General features: G+C 55.6%; 15 protein-coding genes and 1 tRNA gene. 6 read left to right on the top strand and 10 right to left on the bottom strand.

All coding sequences use genetic code 11. The annotated features are described in order from the left end of the window. The first annotated feature begins 2 nt into the window (after positions 1 to 2). Together AB5Y53_RS01760 and AB5Y53_RS01755 are read left to right on the top strand one after the other, a co-directional pair. On the top strand, positions 3 to 719 hold the full coding sequence (locus tag AB5Y53_RS01760) for a hypothetical protein (protein ID WP_316286864.1): 717 nt from the start codon (positions 3 to 5) through the stop codon (positions 717 to 719). 89 nt (positions 720 to 808) lie between these two features. Beyond that, on the top strand, positions 809 to 1,516 hold the full coding sequence (locus tag AB5Y53_RS01755; protein ID WP_316286863.1) for a TIGR02391 family protein: 708 nt from the start codon (positions 809 to 811) through the stop codon (positions 1,514 to 1,516). 646 nt (positions 1,517 to 2,162) lie between these two features. Here the strand turns inward: AB5Y53_RS01755 and AB5Y53_RS01750 are convergent. Beyond that, positions 2,163 to 2,720, bottom strand: a complete 558-nt coding sequence (locus tag AB5Y53_RS01750) for a recombinase family protein (RefSeq protein ID WP_368181026.1) — start codon at positions 2,718 to 2,720, stop codon at positions 2,163 to 2,165. A 241-nt stretch (positions 2,721 to 2,961) separates the two neighbouring features. Between AB5Y53_RS01750 and AB5Y53_RS01745 the strand changes: the two genes are divergently transcribed. Next, positions 2,962 to 3,177 carry a hypothetical protein gene (locus tag AB5Y53_RS01745; protein ID WP_130632757.1) on the top strand — a complete coding sequence of 72 codons (216 nt, stop codon included), beginning with the start codon at positions 2,962 to 2,964 and terminating at the stop codon, positions 3,175 to 3,177. 62 nt (positions 3,178 to 3,239) lie between these two features. Here the strand turns inward: AB5Y53_RS01745 and AB5Y53_RS01740 are convergent, their stop codons facing one another. From AB5Y53_RS01740 to AB5Y53_RS01710, 7 genes are all read right to left on the bottom strand, one after another. Beyond that, positions 3,240 to 5,393, bottom strand: coding sequence for a nuclease-related domain-containing protein (locus AB5Y53_RS01740; protein WP_368181025.1), 2,154 nt, complete (start codon positions 5,391 to 5,393; stop codon positions 3,240 to 3,242). Positions 5,394 to 5,757: 364 nt separating this feature from the next. Beyond that, complete coding sequence (locus AB5Y53_RS01735) at positions 5,758 to 6,273, bottom strand: terminase (RefSeq protein WP_368181024.1); 516 nt, start codon at positions 6,271 to 6,273, stop codon at positions 5,758 to 5,760. Between the two features lie 714 nt (positions 6,274 to 6,987). Continuing rightward, on the bottom strand, positions 6,988 to 8,508 hold the full coding sequence (locus AB5Y53_RS01730; protein ID WP_368181023.1) for a helicase RepA family protein: 1,521 nt from the start codon (positions 8,506 to 8,508) through the stop codon (positions 6,988 to 6,990). Between the two features lie 7 nt (positions 8,509 to 8,515). Next, a complete protein-coding gene (locus AB5Y53_RS01725) occupies positions 8,516 to 8,749 on the bottom strand; it encodes a hypothetical protein (RefSeq protein ID WP_194759463.1) in 234 nt (77 codons plus the stop codon). Positions 8,750 to 9,128: 379 nt separating this feature from the next. Beyond that, positions 9,129 to 9,938, bottom strand: coding sequence for a hypothetical protein (locus tag AB5Y53_RS01720; RefSeq protein ID WP_309563235.1), 810 nt, complete (start codon positions 9,936 to 9,938; stop codon positions 9,129 to 9,131). After that, positions 9,935 to 10,960: a site-specific integrase gene (locus AB5Y53_RS01715; RefSeq protein WP_194759465.1), complete on the bottom strand. Its 1,026-nt coding sequence runs from the start codon at positions 10,958 to 10,960 to the stop codon at positions 9,935 to 9,937. Before AB5Y53_RS01715 ends, AB5Y53_RS01720 begins: the two co-directional genes overlap by 4 nt. A 113-nt stretch (positions 10,961 to 11,073) precedes the next feature. Beyond that, positions 11,074 to 11,158, bottom strand: a tRNA-Leu gene (locus AB5Y53_RS01710). Between the two features lie 143 nt (positions 11,159 to 11,301). Here AB5Y53_RS01710 and AB5Y53_RS01705 point away from each other — a divergent pair. After that, entirely contained in the window at positions 11,302 to 11,814 is a 513-nt protein-coding gene (locus tag AB5Y53_RS01705; RefSeq protein ID WP_368181022.1) for an RDD family protein, read from the top strand. Positions 11,815 to 11,958: 144 nt separating this feature from the next. Here AB5Y53_RS01705 and lptG read toward each other — a convergent pair whose 3' ends face one another. Beyond that, on the bottom strand, positions 11,959 to 13,029 hold the full coding sequence (gene lptG, locus AB5Y53_RS01700; RefSeq protein WP_368181021.1) for an LPS export ABC transporter permease LptG: 1,071 nt from the start codon (positions 13,027 to 13,029) through the stop codon (positions 11,959 to 11,961). 25 nt (positions 13,030 to 13,054) lie between these two features. Continuing rightward, positions 13,055 to 14,167, bottom strand: coding sequence for an LPS export ABC transporter permease LptF (gene lptF, locus AB5Y53_RS01695; RefSeq protein WP_029313726.1), 1,113 nt, complete (start codon positions 14,165 to 14,167; stop codon positions 13,055 to 13,057). A 172-nt stretch (positions 14,168 to 14,339) separates the two neighbouring features. Between lptF and pepA the strand changes: the two genes are divergently transcribed. Together pepA and AB5Y53_RS01685 are read left to right on the top strand one after the other, a co-directional pair. Next, on the top strand, positions 14,340 to 15,851 hold the full coding sequence (gene pepA, locus AB5Y53_RS01690) for a leucyl aminopeptidase (protein WP_010672960.1): 1,512 nt from the start codon (positions 14,340 to 14,342) through the stop codon (positions 15,849 to 15,851). Between the two features lie 169 nt (positions 15,852 to 16,020). Further along, on the top strand, positions 16,021 to 16,476 hold the full coding sequence (locus tag AB5Y53_RS01685) for a DNA polymerase III subunit chi (protein WP_010672959.1): 456 nt from the start codon (positions 16,021 to 16,023) through the stop codon (positions 16,474 to 16,476). Positions 16,477 to 16,489: the final 13 nt, after the last annotated feature.

Genomic DNA, 16,489 nt, shown 5'->3' with positions numbered 1-16,489 from the left:
CCATGGAGGCCGCTCAAGAAATCCACGAATACTTGCCTCTGGGCTACCCGTCGGCCTGTGAAGGCGCTTACATGCGGTTCGTTTGGGAGGCGTTCGAGAGCAATTACACTACTGGCAAGTACCAGTTTGCCATGCTCGCCTTCCATATGCTCTACATGAGCTACGTATATTTCTCGGTGTGGCAAATCAAACAGGCCAAACCCGAAGCCTTCACCCATGCTGTGCTCTTCCTGCAAAAGGAAAAGGAGCTGCTAAATGCCAGCTCCCCTTTCACCTTCAGCGAAGTCAACGAGCGCAGCATCTTCAAATTTTTACGCCTAGCTGGCTGCGAGAACCAGCACATCGGTCAATTTCAGAGGTTGGTCGATCAACGCAATGAAATCGCTCACCCCAACGGCAACATTTTCTTCAACAATCAAGCTACAGCAGACCAACGTATTGAAGAAGTGATGCAGCAGATTCGTGGCATTCAGGCACATATATCGCCCGTGCTGCACAACTGCCTGCTCCAATTCATGCGCGATAGTGCAAACCCCGACGAGCGTGAGATCGCTGATATCAATGATCACGTCGAGATGAACTTTCTGCACAAGCATTATCTGTCGCGTAAGGACATAGAAGCCTGCTTGGCCTGTGACCTGAGTGAGTTTGACACTAATCCATTCAAGGATGAGGTACAGGAACTGGTCGACGCGTTACGTGCAAGGCAGGAAGACTGACATGGCTGCATTCCCGTCGTTCACGCCTGAGCACTTCGAATCGATTGCGCGCGAGCTGGGTGAACTGGTAACAGACGCAGCTGGATCAGTTGTTTGATACGCGTGGTATTACGGATATTTCTGGCCAATCAACCAAATGGCGGCGGATTCAAATCAGCCTATTGGCTAGACAGGAAGCAGATCGCTGCGGCAACAACGTAGCCGCATTCATCATGGCGGTAATGGCACCTGGCAGACATGTGAATGATCAGGTGCGCTATGAAACAGCTCGCGGTGCGCTAAACAAGGTGCTGATTTTTGACGGCCTGCAACTGGGTGAAAATGGTCAGTTCAGACAGGTAAACGCAGCAAACACGATCAGCGAAGCCAAGCGCCGTGCCGACGGTATTGCATCCCGATTGCGCGGCCGGGATATTCATCCGGAAATTCTGCGTTACTGCCGCGAAGAGCTGATGCAGGAGAACTACTTTCACGCGGTCTTCGAAGCCGTGAAGAGCCTTGCACAGCGCCTGCGCGATATGACCGGTTTACCGCTTGATGGAGCAGCCTTGATTGACAAGTGCTTTGCTGAAAGCCAGCCACTGATTTGGATCAATACGTTGCGGACCGAGACCGAGCGTTCGGAACATAAAGGATTTGCGCTGCTGCTGAAAGGAGCCTTTGCCGCCATCCGCAACCCGACGGCCCATGAGCCTAAGATTCTCTGGCAAGGCGAGGATGATGCTGCAGACTATTTCACTCTGTTGTCCATGCTACATCGCAAGCTGGATTCGGCACGGGCGATCGGGGCAAGTTGAGTTGCCCAGCCGGCTGGCCGCTTATGAATAATCCCCGTGCCCACTGCCACCACCTTGATATAACATCTGGATGTCATCGCTACACAGGATAGAGCCCTACGCCAGCAAAGGCAGCAGCACCGCGTAGCTCTCTCGCCCATATCTGTCCAGCGCTATCAGGGCAGGCACCAGAGGTACGTGCCTGTGGCCCCGGCCACCATGCCATCTCGCTGGTCGCGGCATCTGGCGACGCCCCTTGAACGACTCCGGGGTAAACACCTCATCCGCTTCTACAATTCCGGCCAACCGGGAGGTCTAGTAGTGCAAGAACCGGGGTCTCCAGCGAAAAGGGGGTTTCAGGTTGATGCCACAGGCCTTGGCCGCCTTCCTCAACGAGAAACTCTGACTGAGATAGTCGGCATAGTCAGCTCACTTGTACTTGTGGTGCAACCCAGCCAGGGGGTTGTGTAACCGATAGAATGTTTTGCCACATGCGCGGCAGCGATAACGCTGTTGTTCATGGGCTTTCCCCCAATGAATGACATGGGAGGCGTGACAATAGGGACAATCCGGTCGTACCGCCCGCTGTTCAGCCAAGGTCTGGTTGTCAGTATGGCCAGCCAGACCTTGAGGCCAACTAGACGTTAAAGGATGGTCGCCCCTCCCTTTATGCTGACCGACAAGCGCGTTTCACGCTGGCGGATGAGATCCCAAAGTGTTCTGCGGTCAATTTAATGCTTGCTGAGTTCTCTTTACGCCAAGTAGCGACGGCAGCATCGTCAATTGTCTTTTCACGTCCGAGCATCTTGCCCTCTGCCTTCGCCTTGGAAATCCCGGCCATCTGACGGATTTTGATGTTCGAGCGCTCCAGCTCTGCAACAGCTGCCAACATGGTGAGCATGGCTTTGCCGATGGGCGTGGACAGGTCAAATCCCTCCCGCAGACTGATGATTGAAACGCCCTTACCTTGCAGTGCCTCAACTGTATTCAATACATCAATGGTATTGCGTCCAAGGCGGTCGACTGCGGGTACGATCAGCGTGTCCCCCTTGCGTATGAACTTGAACAGTTCGGCGAACCCAGGACGCTGTAGCGCCTTTACTGCCCCTGATACTCCCTCGTCAGCAAACCAGGTCTCCACATTGTGAGTCTGTTCAATGCTGTGACGCTGCGCCCCAATGCTCTGCTCGCCGGTGCTGACTCTAAGATACCCTATCACCGCCATGATACCCCCCTTTGATGGCTCATTATCTATGGCTCTAAATGTAGGTGTGGCTCATAGGAAATACAACAGATTTGAGCCAGTGACTTGGGAGGGGAGACTGACTGGATCAAAAGGTACACAATATGAGCCACCATAAAGATAGTTAGTCTTAGTCCCGTGCCTCCTCAACACACTAAAATATTCAATGTTAGCTGTAGTATTATGAATGCACTCTGCATTGTACCTACTGGGAGAGAACACAATGGGCAATGACAATGATGACCTTATCGACGATTTCGGCGACGAGGACGAGATAGAAGAAACTCTTGAGGAAGAGGCCGAGCGGGAGTATTGGGAAAACCACGATAGTCTCGACAGTGAGTACGACCGCCCAGACCCAGAAGAGGAGCAGCGCAGAGAAGAATATCGCCGCGAACATGGTGGCGGCTTTATGAATGAACGCTGGAACCCATACTAGTTCCGATCAACATATGGTGACGTCGCCAATGAATGGCAAGCATATTTGAGTGATCTTGATATCTAAAGCAAGTCACTCCAGACCCCATCGGACTCGATCAACCTAACAAGAGCTTGCGCACTGAATCCCTCGGCATACAGAGTCTCTACCTCATTCCCAGCCTCAGCCTCATCCATCTCTTCAAACTCCCGCAGATAATGCGGTTCATCGCGCAAAGCGATCTCCATGATCTCGCGGGAGACGACGTGGAACCCATCGACAACCTCACCATCAAATTCAATCGACGTATCCACAACCCAGGCATGCAGGGCTGGCAGAGGATTAACATCACTCAGCAATAGAGCTGAACGCAACCCTTGGTCATTTTGCAGTGCTTGAAGCACAACCGGTTGCTTGCGCTTTAACTGCCTCGCCGCCTTGCGCAGGGTATTGGTTCGATGCAGCCAGACTTCATGGCGAGTTGAACGAATGAAGCCAGACTTGACCTCCAGCAGCAACGCAACCCCATCCAAGTGACAGATCAGGTCCACTTCGCCAGCATCGCGCTCATCACTCAGTGGCGGTTGGTAGCCCACCACGACGTGGAATCCCCTCTGCCTTAGCACTTCGGCAAGGGTATGTTCAATACGCTCCGTTTCGCTGCGCAAAGCTGGCCTGCGTTGTTCAACACGACGCAGGTTATTCACCGCAGCGGTCAGATTGTTCTGTTGACCGGCAACCCAGGGGAACTGAAAACTGTAGCGGCCAATCTTGTAGAACGGCCGCTCGTACAGTCGTGGTGACGGTATGCTTGGCGCTTGCCTTATCTGCGCGGATAGAGCCTGCAGATCACTGGTCCAGAACTTCAGGATGGCTTCGGCCGCCTCGGGGTCGCCCTTGGGATGCTCAGGGCTGACGGTCCAACCACAAATACGACGGATCTTATCTTTCGGTTCCGACCAGGTGATGGGAAAGCGGTTCTCACCATGCACAAGTCCTTCAAAAGCCAATTGACCCAGAGCCTTCACTGCTACACCTGAGTCATCCATATAGCGCAGAAAAGGCTGGAGAAATGCCTGCTCGAAGAACACGGTTGTCAGCTCACTGGCTAATATCGCGTGGTGCAGGGCTACCTCAGCTCCATCGTTCAGTCTGACCCGTTCACCCAATCCGAAAATGGTCTGCAAGTAGAGCTGACTGCGAATGGCTTTTATGTAAGCAAGCTGATTCGCTTCGTGGTTTTCCGGCCTCCCTATGATTGCGCCAGCCATATCGGACGCTGCGAATTGCTCAATCGCGCGGTACATCCAGTAGTGCCAAAGCAACCTGCTTTTTCTCTCAGTACGCTGCCAGCGCTGTGAGCCCAAATCAGTTTTATTGAAGATGACCGGTTGTCCCGGCTTGAGCTGGTAACCGCAATCGCTGTCAAAACAGAACCAATTGATGGAATTATCGTAGTCGATTCGTTCGCGCATAGCGGCAATAAGCAGGGCAACCGATTCGAGGTTGGCAACACACTCTCGCCCCACACCTGACTGTGGAAAAAGGAGTGGCGACAAATGACGCTTGAGAGATCGGCCGAGAACCTCCTCTGTCAGTTGAAAATCACGCTCGGAACAATTCAACAGTTTGCGCGCGATAATCCGATCATAGACATCCCAATCTTCCGCACTGCTGTCTCTATCCTTAGCGGCACCAAGTTGCCCATAAGCTGTCACGCTCAAATAGGAAAGCAGCTCTAATAGCGTAAGCGACTTCAGGTGGGACTCAGCCAGTGCGATGGCTTTATCGAATGGTTCGAGTTGCTCAAGCAAGCGATCACAGACGCCGAAAAATTCGCACCAATCCTTGCTGACGAGATTGTCCCGAAGATGCCGCCAGATCGGTGAATCGCTGCGTGTAAACAGCTTCGAGTAACGAATCGCCCAACGCAATACATCTGGATGACGAGCGGCCAGATGATCCAGCAGCGCAGTGCTAATAGCATCCTCAAAATGTAAAATACGCCCCAGTGCCAAGCTTGCCAGTTGAGCACCTTCAAGATTGACTGGCGCCCACCAAAAGGATGCGGCAGCCAGTCCGGCAGTACGATTGCGAGTTGTGTATTTGCCGCTCGGACGTTGATCCAGAAAGTCGTGAAGGCACTCATCAAGTGCGGCGAATGGGGCAAGCTGCTGTGCATATCCAGCAAAACGAGTCTGGTAAAACTCCTGGCATTGCCGTTCCTGGCCTTGCATATCTGGTGATCCTTTTCCTGCCGTCGAACCTTGATAATCAAAGAGATTGAAATCAGCCGCTCATTTGAGGCCCGCAACGAGTCGGGCAATCTGTATGGAAGGAAATAGTTAGCACGTTTCCCTGAAAGGGGAAACTGCTGATGAGGAGCCAAGAACTGGCAATTACAGATGTGGTAAGCAGGGCGGCAAATCAAAATGCCCCACAAATGCCCCACAGAACTGGGGGACCGGAAAAGCACAAGGGCCTAGCCGAAGCTAAGCCCTTGTTGAATTTGGTCGGTGTGAGAGGATTCGAACCTCCGACCCCTTCGTCCCGAACAAGATTGCCGCGCAGGCTCTTGAGCTTTCATTCACTTTTAGAAATTCAGTTGTCTTTAGAAACCTCGCCATCTTCGTCGCAGTTGGGTGGATCCACAAACGTGACTGTCGATTTTACCTGCATGCTCCCGTGGTTAACGCCCGAATTTTCTCGCAGCCCCCCATCGCCGTACTTCTTGGGAGCCAGCTTTGCGGCCAGCCATTTACGAGCATCGATCTGCAGGCGGGCACGAGCAATCACATCATGGTTAACTTTTACGTTCCCGTTGACGTCGAGGAAGGTGTCATTGCTGCCGTCATCGGCAATCTGGAGGATCTCGTCGGCCAGTTTGTCGGCCAGATCCTCGCGCGCGCACGTGTACTGGTCCCTAAATTCTTTGTAGCGTTCATCAGCCAACCAGCGCATCACCATGGATTTGGACGGCATGCCAGGACGAGCAAGCACTGCGCGTAGACTCATCCCATCAGCAATGGCGCTGCATATGGCCTCCCCCAACTCGTTCGTGTATGCACTCCGACGACCTCTAGTTACCGACTGGGAATTCGACGTATTGGTTTCCACAGTGGAATCCTGAGGAGTGCAACCTGGGATCATAACCTGAGTTGTGGCGTTCACATGATCAGCGCCACTTATAGGGGACGTAGGCATACCTGAAGATGAGGTAGCGTTAGCTGGTGTTGTGACTCTTGACCATTTGTGCGTCTTGGCCCGCTTGTTAATGGCGGTATGTGAAATCCTGTGCTCTATCGCTATCTGGCGCACACTCTGGCGGCCAGCACAGTACGCGAGTTCGATACCGTGCCAGTCTGGGGAATCTTGTGTATGCATAGGAGAATGGGTCAAATTGGTCATCGACGACCAGTATTTACGAGGGAGGTAGACTGGTTCCAGCCCTACAGGGGGAGGATGATAATCGTTGCCCGGATGTGCGGGATTAAATCAGCCTGCCCTCCTTAGCTGAAACAGTGGATCACGCATCCGGCGCGGGGCTCCTCAGGGCAAGGCATTGCGGCCAGCAGCGAGGAAAATCGTGAGCAAAGACGTTGTGCTCCGTTGACTTCGCCATCACCAGCCATCGCTAGGTCATCACTTTTACTCGCCATCACAACCCCCTGAAAAAGCAGACCAAGTGAAAGCTGCCTTATCCCAGTAACAGCAAGGGTTTCAGGTCAATTTATCCCCTTCACCATCACTTTTTTCGTATAAGCAAGAAAAGTGATGGTGGCTGGTTGTTTTCAGTGATGGCCATCACTAGCCATCACCTATCTATCATTTTTAATCCTCGGCTCCCCTCATCACCCAGACTGTCTTTTCTTGGGCGTCGAAACCGATAACCCCCTCATCGATCAGCTTCTTGAACCATCGCGAGCCGTTGGCAGGGTGCCAAGTGCCCGCGGCTTTCATCTGCTCTATGATGGTTGGCCGCCTGGCTGGCCCCCCCTGCTTCTCGCAAGCCTCTCGGATGACTTGGAACAACGCCTTGTGGTTCACAGTCAAGTTGCCAGCGCCCTCCATCTCGTCAGGGTCTGCCGGGTCGCGACTATCAGCGATAACCACCAAGCTCGTGACCTCGTCGTTGTCGTCGTCATAACAAACGACACGGGTGCGCAAGTCGTATGCACGGCGGCGGGGCTCGTCGCCGTCCTTCATCTTGGTACAGAGCAGGGTGAACGCCTGGGCGTCTGTCGTTTCGCGCTTGAGAAGAAATTCAGCATCTAGGGCAGCACGGAACGCGCTGGAGCCACGAGCCCCGTTGTCCTCGTTCTTGCCTGTGTGGTGAACCAGAAGAATAACGGCCTTAGTCAGCGCCTTGATTGTGTCGCAACCATTGATGAAGGCCCCCATATCCGCCGCCCTGTTCTCGTCGGCACCACCAAAGCAGCGAGCCACGGTATCAACCACAATGAGCCGCACGGGCTGACCGGTAGCCTCCTTCACCTGATTGACGGCAGCATTCAGGCGGGCTATCTGGGCGCCATCAGCCATGAATACCGGCATATCAATGCGGTAGAAGTTGGGCACATCCTGACCGTTGTTGTACTGGTCGCACCAAGCTCGGATGCGCCGTGACACACCTGGGCCACCCTCACCAGCGATATAGAGCACAGCGCCCTCCTCGACACGGCGGCCATCCCACTCTTTGCCGGTCGCAACATGGCAAGCCAGCGAAACGGCAGCAAACGACTTGTACGAGCCGGACGGGCCGTAGATAGAACACATGCTTTCGGCAGGCAGAAGACCCTTGATCAGATACGCAGATTGCCGATCAAACCCGGTATAACCAGCAACCAACGGGAATGACTCGAGTTGATGAACCTCATCATTGGCAGCCAGCACGGCATTCACCATGTTGTCCCAAGGGGTAGCGGTGTCACCATCGTTCCCACGATAGATGGCTGCATGGGGAGCCTGCTTGCGCAGCTCGGAGGCCAGCCGTTGAAGCTTCTGGACTGGGAGGGCGCCGTGAATATGAATGATTACCTTGGTCGTCATGTCGCCATCGGCCATCTGAAACAGTTTGCCCCCTTCCTCCAGTTGCTTGTTGCTCACGTATAGACTCTGGACTGGCTCCTGCTCTCCGGTGATAGGGTCGGCGGCATGGATGGATACGTTATTGGTGCGCTGCCAGATTTCGCGGTGTTCGGTGTTAGGGTCTGCTTGATGCCCGGTATGGATAACGATGGTGCGAAGGCTCTCCAGGTCCGAAAATTTGGTGAAGGAGGTCATTTGCACGACATTCTGCACGCCATTGGCACGGGGGCCACGCTGTGCTTGGGTTTCAGTGGGTTCCGTCATCCGTCACCTACTGCTGTTCAGGCAATTGACCTGCCAGCCAAAGGCCGAACAACGGCACGTTAACAAAAAGGCGCTTCCCCACCAGACGGCTACACCTTTCCAGACCGGGGCGGTCGGCGCGTTTCCAGAAAAGAGTCTTAAGTGTCGAATAGCCAAATTGCTTATAGATTTTCGGCAATTGCCTCATCGGAACCCAGTTATCCAAGTTCTGCGTCATGCTAATAAGCTCGAGATTAGTCATCTCATACCCCTAAATTTGTTGTCTTGAGTCACTGCGGTTTGGTCAGATGCAGGATGCAACAAATCAGCTAACCATTTGGAAAGAAATGAAATCTGATTTTTTTCCGAATTTTATGGAATTGTAGTGGGCAACTTTGCTGACGGGATTAGTCCTACAGGGTTCGAACTGACGACGCTGAACCAGTGGCGAAGTACGCTTTCACCAACATCCAGTGAACGACTAGCTTTGTGGACTGAATATCCCTAGTCGATCACTAGGGATGCGGCTTCCAGTTTGAACCGGGCATTAAATGAGCTCTGTCAACTCGCCATTAAACACCTCACCTAATGGTGCCCGGGATGGTTATCTTACTTCGGTCTTAGCCTCTCAGCATATTGTGCTATAGATGCTTGTTTACATTCTCAACTGCCTCAAGAATAACTTCTTCTAATTTGGATAACTTTTCTGAAAAAGATTTATACGAGTCCATCAATTCGAGGAAAACGGGTTGAATAGATCGCAGGGTTGACTCAAGGAGTCCTGACTGTTCCTGCGGTCGCACAAGTGTTTCTTGAGCGAGCATCCAAGGTGCCTTTCGCCGTGGCCTAGCCGATGGGTGAAATGTATAGAAAAGGCTAATAAGCGAAGGATCAAGCTCTGCTAGTTCAACATTGAAGTTCTTCTTGGCCAGCTCTGCAAGGGTATCGAGCATCTCCTGTCGCATAGCATTGCGTCCAACCTTTGTGCGCTTTTCAGGATACGAGTCCCTAAAGATATGGGTAAAAATATCGACTTCATACCCAGTCATAGCTTTATAGTTACTTACCGTTCGTGGATCACATTCCAAGCATGCAGCGATGAGACCTCGAAGTTTAGTATCGCGCTGCCCATCCACGATATAGCAACGCTCATAAGTTACCTTCACCAAAGCCGCCACACGGGGACACTTACTGCGCTTACCGTAAGTCGGCAACGCCTCTCTCTTTTCATATACTCTCAAAATTATCTGGTTAATGAAGTCATCAAGCCACTCTGGTATGTAAGCGCCTTCACTTTTAAGACTGATGTAGTTGGTAAGAGCCGCGCGACTCATGGAGATATCGTTTCTATCGGAAGTAAACAACAGTAAGTTATCTCTCCGAGGGTCTTTCCCATTCAATATCATCTCTTCTCGTACACTTTGTGCCAACGTCAATAAATCATTTTTCATTTTTGAATGCTCGCAATGTCACCGAAAACGCGCTCAGTCAAAGCAGCCTTATGCTCTACACACAGGTGGGCGTATCGCATAACCATCGTAAGAGTCTTGTGCCCCAAGTGGTTGGCAATCTCCAACAGGGTGGCGCCATTCTTGGCGAGAAGGGAGGCGCAGGTATGGCGCAGATCGTGAAAATGGAAGTCGGTGATATCTGCCTCTTTTCGACATGCTTTCCAGTGGTGATCGAAGTGTTCAAACGGTCCATGCAATGCCGCAGTGTGGGGGAACAAATAGACATCCCCCACCTGACGGAACGGCATTAACTCTTGAATAACGGCGACTGTCAGCGTCAAAACGCGCTGCGAGCCATTCTTCGTGCGTGGCAAGTGCGCAGTCCTACTCTGAAAATCAAGATCTGACCATTTCAAGTTGATTAACTCACTCCTACGAGCACCGGTTGCTATCGCCATGTGGATGAGCAGATGCAGCCGCTCCCATCTGCTAACACTGGCAGCTTTCAGCAGGCGGGAGAGCTCATCATCAGATAAAAAGCGGGTACGGCCATTGTTTTCAGCCTTCTGGCGAACTTCGCGGGCAGGATTGTGTTTGGTGTTGTACTGCTCGTTGAACCACTCGAACAAGCTGGAGATAGCCGCCTTGTAGCGATTAAGGGTAGCCGGGGACTTCTTGCCCTTTGACAGCACATCTAGGGCAGACTTGATATGTTGGCGCGTGACCTTACCGACAGGCTTCCCTTGGAGGTGCTCGGCCCACCAACTAAGACGTTGGATGATCGAACGATCACGGCCTTTGTACTGATCGAGAAATGCCGTTATTGCGGAATCAATGAGGATTGTGGAAAGGCTGGAGTGCGTCAAAGCATCGGCCATGTCATCGTAAACAATGAGCTGCGCCATAAAGGCTTCGGCGGCTTTTTTGGTGTTGAAAGTTTGACCGATTCGACGGCCATTTTTCATGAACTGTACGCGATAGCTACTGCCACGCTTACCGGTGATTTTTTGAATGTTTGCCATGGTTGAAACCCTTTGCACGAAATTGCACGAAGTTTTGGTTTTCAACCGCAGGACTCAGGAGACATAACGCCGCATCTGCCACGTTAACCTGTTGACCAAACAGGGTTTAATAATGGTGCCCGGGGTCGGACTCGAACCGACACGTTTTGCAACGGCGGATTTTGAATCCGCTGCGTCTACCGATTTCGCCACCCGGGCAGCTGCGAGGGATTATACGAATGGCGCTTGGCCATGCAAGGTGTTTTTCTTGCCCCCACCGTTGTTTGCTCATTTATTCAACGCCTTGCCGATGCCAGGCCAGTTACATAGAATGCCCGCATCATATTAATGGAATAATCATCATGGCCAAGCGCAAGACCCCCTCCCCTCTCCAGCCTACTCCCCGGCATCCGTCCGCCGGTCTGCTGCGCCGTCTCGGCGCCCTGCTCTATGACTATCTGGTGGTGATTGCCCTGCTGATCATCGCCGGCTTCATCGGCATGGGAGTGGCCCACCTGCTGCTGGCCACCGGCATGGCGCACGTTCCCGAGGGCAAGGATGCCGCCTGGCTGCTCACCAGCCCCCTCTACAGCGCCTGGCTGGCCTTCGTCATCTGCGGTTTCTACACCTGGTTCTGGGTCCGCGCCGGCCAGACCATTGGAATGCGGGCCTGGCGCCTGCGCATCCAGAACCTGGACGGCAGCAACATTCGCGTCACCCAGGCCCTGATCCGGCTCGCCACCTCGGCCTTTGGCCTGGGCAACCTGCTGTGTGTGTTCAATCGCGCCCGCCCCCGCGCCTTCCAGGACATCTGGGCCGAGTGCGAGGTGGTGGTGCTCGGCAAGACGGAAAACCTGGAGCAGCTCAATCGCTGATCCCAAGACGGCAACGAAAAAGGGCACCCCGAGGTGCCCTTTTTGTTGACCAGAACTGACGGCTTGCAGCCCAGAACCTTGACGGAAACGGTGCATCGAGAGCAATGGCCGCCTGTTGTCAGCAACCCGCCGTCCTTCAGGCCGCTACTGCTTGCGGCTCAGGATATAGAAGGAGATGCCGCCAAACAGCAGGCTGGGTGCGATGGCCGCGAGGATGGGCGGGACCGCATAGACCAGGCTGACCGGGCCGAACACCCTGTCGCTCACATAGACCGCGAAGCCGGTCATGATCCCCATCAGCATCCGCGCCCCCATGCTCACCGAACGCAGCGGGCCGAAGATGAAGGAGGAGGCGAGCAGTATCATGGCCACCACGGAGAGCGGTGAGAGCAGCTTGCGCCACATCTCCAGCTTGTAGCGTCCGGCATCCTGCTTGTTGGCATCCAGATAACCGATGTAGTCCCGCAGCCCCGAGATGGGCAGGTTCTCGGGATCGATGCTGACCACCCCGAGCTGCTTGGGGGTCAGCTCGGATTGCCAGGCCATCTGGGCATGCTCTTCGTCCTGGATCCGGGTGGGATCGTCAAACCGGGTGATGTGCACCTGTTTCAGCAGCCAGTGGTGATCCTCGAACACCCCCTCCTTCGCCTGCACCACGTCGATCAGGTTGCGGGACGGAGTGAAGCGGTAGAGGGTGATGCCGGTCAGGGCGCCATCGTTGCGCACCCCGTTGATGTTGACGAAGTTGTTGCCATCCCGTGCCCAGACCCCGTAGGCCGAGACCGTAAGCCGCCCTTCCGACATGGCCCCCGCCTTGATGTCATCCGCCATCCGCTTGGCGGCCGGTGCGACGAACTCTCCCATCAGCCCCACCAGCAGCATCAGGGGAATGGCGGTCTTGAGCGCCGCCATGACGATGCTGATCTTGGAGCGTCCCGCCGCCTGCATCACCACCAGCTCGGAGCTGGTCGCGAGCTGGCCCAGACCGATGAGGCCACCGAGCAGGGCCGCCAGGGGGAAGAAGAGCACCGCCTCCTTGGGCATGGAGAGCAGCACGTAGTAGAGGGCGTTGAGCATGTCGTAGTTGCCTTCCCCGACCGCCTTCAACTGCTCCACGTACTTGATGAGCGCGGCGAGCCCGACCAGGGTCAGCTCGCACAGCAGGATCGACATGAAGATGACCCTGCCTATGTATCTATCGAGAATGCCGAACATCAGCAGAGACTCCCAGGTTGCAGCATCACGCTGACTTTCTCTTGAACAATTGCCCTTTGACCCCGTTCCACCAGCTGGTGCCCTGCAGGTTGAGAGGCAACCCTATCAGCAGCAGATAGACCAGGGGCACCAGGAACATCCCGGGCCAGTGGGGCAGACGCCCGCTGTCGATGGCCGACCGGGCGGCACTGAGCAGCAGGAAATAGGAGAGATAGAGCAGGATGGCCGGCAGCAGCTTGGCGTAACGCCCCTGACGGGGATTGACCCGCGCCATCGGCACCACCAGGAAGGTGAGCACCAGGATGGAGAGGGGCAGCGACAGGCGCCACTGCAATTCGGCCATCAGCTGGTTGTCCTGGGTGCCGAGCAATGCCAGGGTCGGCTTGGCCGCCGCCTTGCGGTTGGATCGCTCCATCTCCTGCTGGCGGATCACCAGGCTGTATTCACGGAACTCCGAGACCTGGAACTGCTTGCCGGTGAAATGCCCCTCGTAGCGCGAGCCATCCTTAAGGGTCAGCCACTGCAAGCCGTTGCTGTCGGCGGTCACCTGCCCCTCGTTGGCCACCACCACTGACGGGGGTGAGCCCCCCTCGGCCCGTTGCAGCACGAAGATTTTCTGCAACTCCGACCCCTTGTCGTTCAGATCCTGGATGTAGGCCACCAGGCGCCCCTTGTCGAGCTCCATGAAGCGGCCGGCCTGCAGGAAAGAGATACCGGGATCGGCCTTGAACTCGTCGATCACCTGGTACTCCCGTTCCTTGGCCTGGGGGGCGACCCAGCCGGTGTTGAACGCCGCGACGGCGGCGGTCAGCAAGGCCAGCACCAGGGCGCTGCCCATGATGAAACGGTGACTGAAACCCACCGCGTGCATCACCGTCATCTCGCTTTCCGCGTACAAACGACCGTGAGCAAACAGAATGGCTAAAAACAGACTGATAGGCAGCATCAACAACGCCATATTCGGCAGGTTGAGCAGCAGGAGGGTGGATACCAGGCGCGTCGGCACCTCACCATCGGCGGCATCGCCAATGATCTGGATAAATTGCTGGCTGACGAAGATAAGCAGCAGCACGAACAGCACCGCCAGCTGGGTTTTCAGGGTCTCCCTGAACAAATATCGGAAAACGATCACAGTCATTCCCAAGTAAACTTGTGTTTTTAGTCGAATGCCTGAAAAATAGGGCCCTATATTGGATTTTTACCAGTTTGAACTGCGGAGCCTGTGACTGTTCGCTCCGCCTCTGATACCCCAACAAGCACCGCATTATTCAATAAATGGTGCCTTTTGTCTTTAGGATGTAGGAGATTCCATGGAGTTCAGTGTAAAGAGTGGCAGTCCTGAGAAGCAACGCAGTGCCTGCGTCGTGGTCGGCGTTTTTGAGCCCCGCCGCCTCTCTCCGGTTGCCGAACAGCTGGACAAGATCAGCGACGGCTACCTCAGCTCGCTGCTGCGCCGTGGCGACCTGGAAGGGAAACCGGGCCAGATGCTGCTGCTGCATCAAGTACCGGGCGTGCTCAGCGAGCGCGTACTGCTGGTCGGGTGCGGCAAGGAGCGCGAACTCGACGAGCGCCAGTACAAGCAGATCATCAACAAGACCATCACCACCCTGAACGAAACCGGCTCCATGGAAGCGGTCTGCTTCCTGACCGAGCTGCACGTCAAGGGTCGGGATACCTACTGGAAGGTGCGTCAGGCGGTGGAAACCACCAAGGCGGGCCTCTACAGCTTCGATCAGTTCAAGACCAACAAGGCCGAACCGCGCCGTCCGTTGCGCAAGCTGGTCTTCAACGTGCCGACGCGTCGGGAACTGACCATAGGCGAGCGCGCCATCAACCACGGCCTGGCCGTGGCGAAAGGGGTGCGCATCTGCCGCGACGTGGCGAACATGCCGCCCAACGTCTGCAATCCCGCCTACCTCGCCTCCCAGGCCCGCCGTCTGGCGGATGCCTATGACAATATCACCACCAGGGTGGTGGGGGAGCAGGAGATGGCCGAGCTCGGCATGAACTCCTACCTGGCAGTGGCCCGTGGCTCCGAGAACGAAGCCATGATGGCCATCATCGAATACAAGGGCAACGCCGACGCCAAGCCCATCGTGCTGGTGGGCAAGGGGCTGACCTTCGACTCCGGCGGCATCTCCATCAAGCCGGCAGACGGTATGGACGAGATGAAGTACGACATGGGTGGCGCCGCCTCCGTGCTCGGCACCATGCACGCCCTGGCCCAGTTGCAGCTACCCATCAACGTCATCGGCGTGCTGGCGGGCTGCGAGAACATGCCGGGGGGCAACGCCTACCGCCCAGGTGACATCCTCACTACCATGTCCGGCCAGACCGTCGAGGTACTCAACACCGACGCCGAAGGCCGCCTGGTGCTGTGCGATGCCCTCACCTATGTGGACCGCTACGATCCCGAGACTGTGATCGACGTAGCGACCCTGACCGGTGCCTGCATCATCGCCCTTGGCCACCATACCTCTGGCCTCTTGGCGAACCACAACCCCCTGGCCCACGAGCTGCTCAACGCCTCCGAACAGGCCGGCGATCGCGCCTGGCGCCTGCCCCTGTTCGACGAGTATCAGGAGCAGCTGGAAAGCCCGTTCGCGGACATGGCCAACATCGGTGGCCGTCCGGCCGGTACCATCACCGCCGCCGCCTTCCTGTCGCGCTTCACCAAGAAGTACAACTGGGCCCACCTGGATATCGCAGGAACCGCCTGGAAGAGCGGCAAGGAGAAGGGCTCCACCGGCCGTCCTGTGCCACTGCTGACCCAGTTCCTGCTCAACCGGGCCGGCGTGGCGGACGTCGAAGACAAGGAGTGATCCCCTTCCCCATCGACTCGAAGAGCGATGCGAGAAGGCGTTACCCTGTATCACAAGGAAGAGGCCTGCCTCTTCCTTGTTTCATTGAGTGAATCCGGGAAGTCCGTGCCAGACGCGGCTCCCGAAGACGGCCAATCGCTGTCCGTCACAGCCAAACGGGACCGACCTGATGAGCCAAGTGACCTTTTACCTGATGAGCCAGCCCGATGATGCGGATGCCTCCGCCGTCGAGCGCCTCGCCTGCCAGCTTGCGGCCGATGGCTGGAGCGCAGGTCACCTCTATCTGCTGTGCGAGGACGAGGCCCAGGCCCTGCGTCTGGACGAGCTGTTGTGGCAGTTGCCGCCCGATCGCTTCGTGCCGCACCAGTTGCAGGGGGAGAGCGGTCAGGCCCCGGTGGAGATAGGCCATCAGCCGCCACGGCGGCGCTATGCCTGCCTCATCAACCTGGCCCGGCAGACACCTTTGTTTGCAGGACACTTCGCTCAAGTGGTAGATTTTGTCCCCACTGACGAAACGCAAAAGCAGCAAGCCCGCGAGCGCTACAAGCACTATCGCCAGGCGGGCCATACCCTCGAGATGAGGGATCAGCCCGTCCTTGCCGCACCGGATCCGGCGCAGCCCTGACTGTGCCACCCTC

The organism is Aeromonas sp. R7-5 (assembly GCF_040908015.1).
Taxonomy (GTDB): domain Bacteria; phylum Pseudomonadota; class Gammaproteobacteria; order Enterobacterales; family Aeromonadaceae; genus Aeromonas; species Aeromonas caviae.
This window is presented reverse-complemented; position numbering and strand designations above follow the sequence as displayed.

What these genes read in the sequence shown, in the direction of transcription:
- AB5Y53_RS01760 (WP_316286864.1), top strand. Translation starts at nt 3, where the DNA reads ATGGAGGCCGCTCAAGAAATCCACGAATACTTGCCTCTGGGCTACCCG.
- AB5Y53_RS01750 (WP_368181026.1), bottom strand. Translation starts at nt 2,720, where the DNA reads ATGGCGGTGATAGGGTATCTTAGAGTCAGCACCGGCGAGCAGAGCATT.
- AB5Y53_RS01745 (WP_130632757.1), top strand. Translation starts at nt 2,962, where the DNA reads ATGGGCAATGACAATGATGACCTTATCGACGATTTCGGCGACGAGGAC.
- AB5Y53_RS01740 (WP_368181025.1), bottom strand. Translation starts at nt 5,393, where the DNA reads ATGCAAGGCCAGGAACGGCAATGCCAGGAGTTTTACCAGACTCGTTTT.
- AB5Y53_RS01730 (WP_368181023.1), bottom strand. Translation starts at nt 8,508, where the DNA reads ATGACGGAACCCACTGAAACCCAAGCACAGCGTGGCCCCCGTGCCAAT.
- AB5Y53_RS01725 (WP_194759463.1), bottom strand. Translation starts at nt 8,749, where the DNA reads ATGACTAATCTCGAGCTTATTAGCATGACGCAGAACTTGGATAACTGG.
- AB5Y53_RS01720 (WP_309563235.1), bottom strand. Translation starts at nt 9,938, where the DNA reads ATGAAAAATGATTTATTGACGTTGGCACAAAGTGTACGAGAAGAGATG.
- AB5Y53_RS01715 (WP_194759465.1), bottom strand. Translation starts at nt 10,960, where the DNA reads ATGGCAAACATTCAAAAAATCACCGGTAAGCGTGGCAGTAGCTATCGC.
- AB5Y53_RS01705 (WP_368181022.1), top strand. Translation starts at nt 11,302, where the DNA reads ATGGCCAAGCGCAAGACCCCCTCCCCTCTCCAGCCTACTCCCCGGCAT.
- lptG (WP_368181021.1), bottom strand. Translation starts at nt 13,029, where the DNA reads ATGTTCGGCATTCTCGATAGATACATAGGCAGGGTCATCTTCATGTCG.
- lptF (WP_029313726.1), bottom strand. Translation starts at nt 14,167, where the DNA reads ATGACTGTGATCGTTTTCCGATATTTGTTCAGGGAGACCCTGAAAACC.
- pepA (WP_010672960.1), top strand. Translation starts at nt 14,340, where the DNA reads ATGGAGTTCAGTGTAAAGAGTGGCAGTCCTGAGAAGCAACGCAGTGCC.
- AB5Y53_RS01685 (WP_010672959.1), top strand. Translation starts at nt 16,021, where the DNA reads ATGAGCCAAGTGACCTTTTACCTGATGAGCCAGCCCGATGATGCGGAT.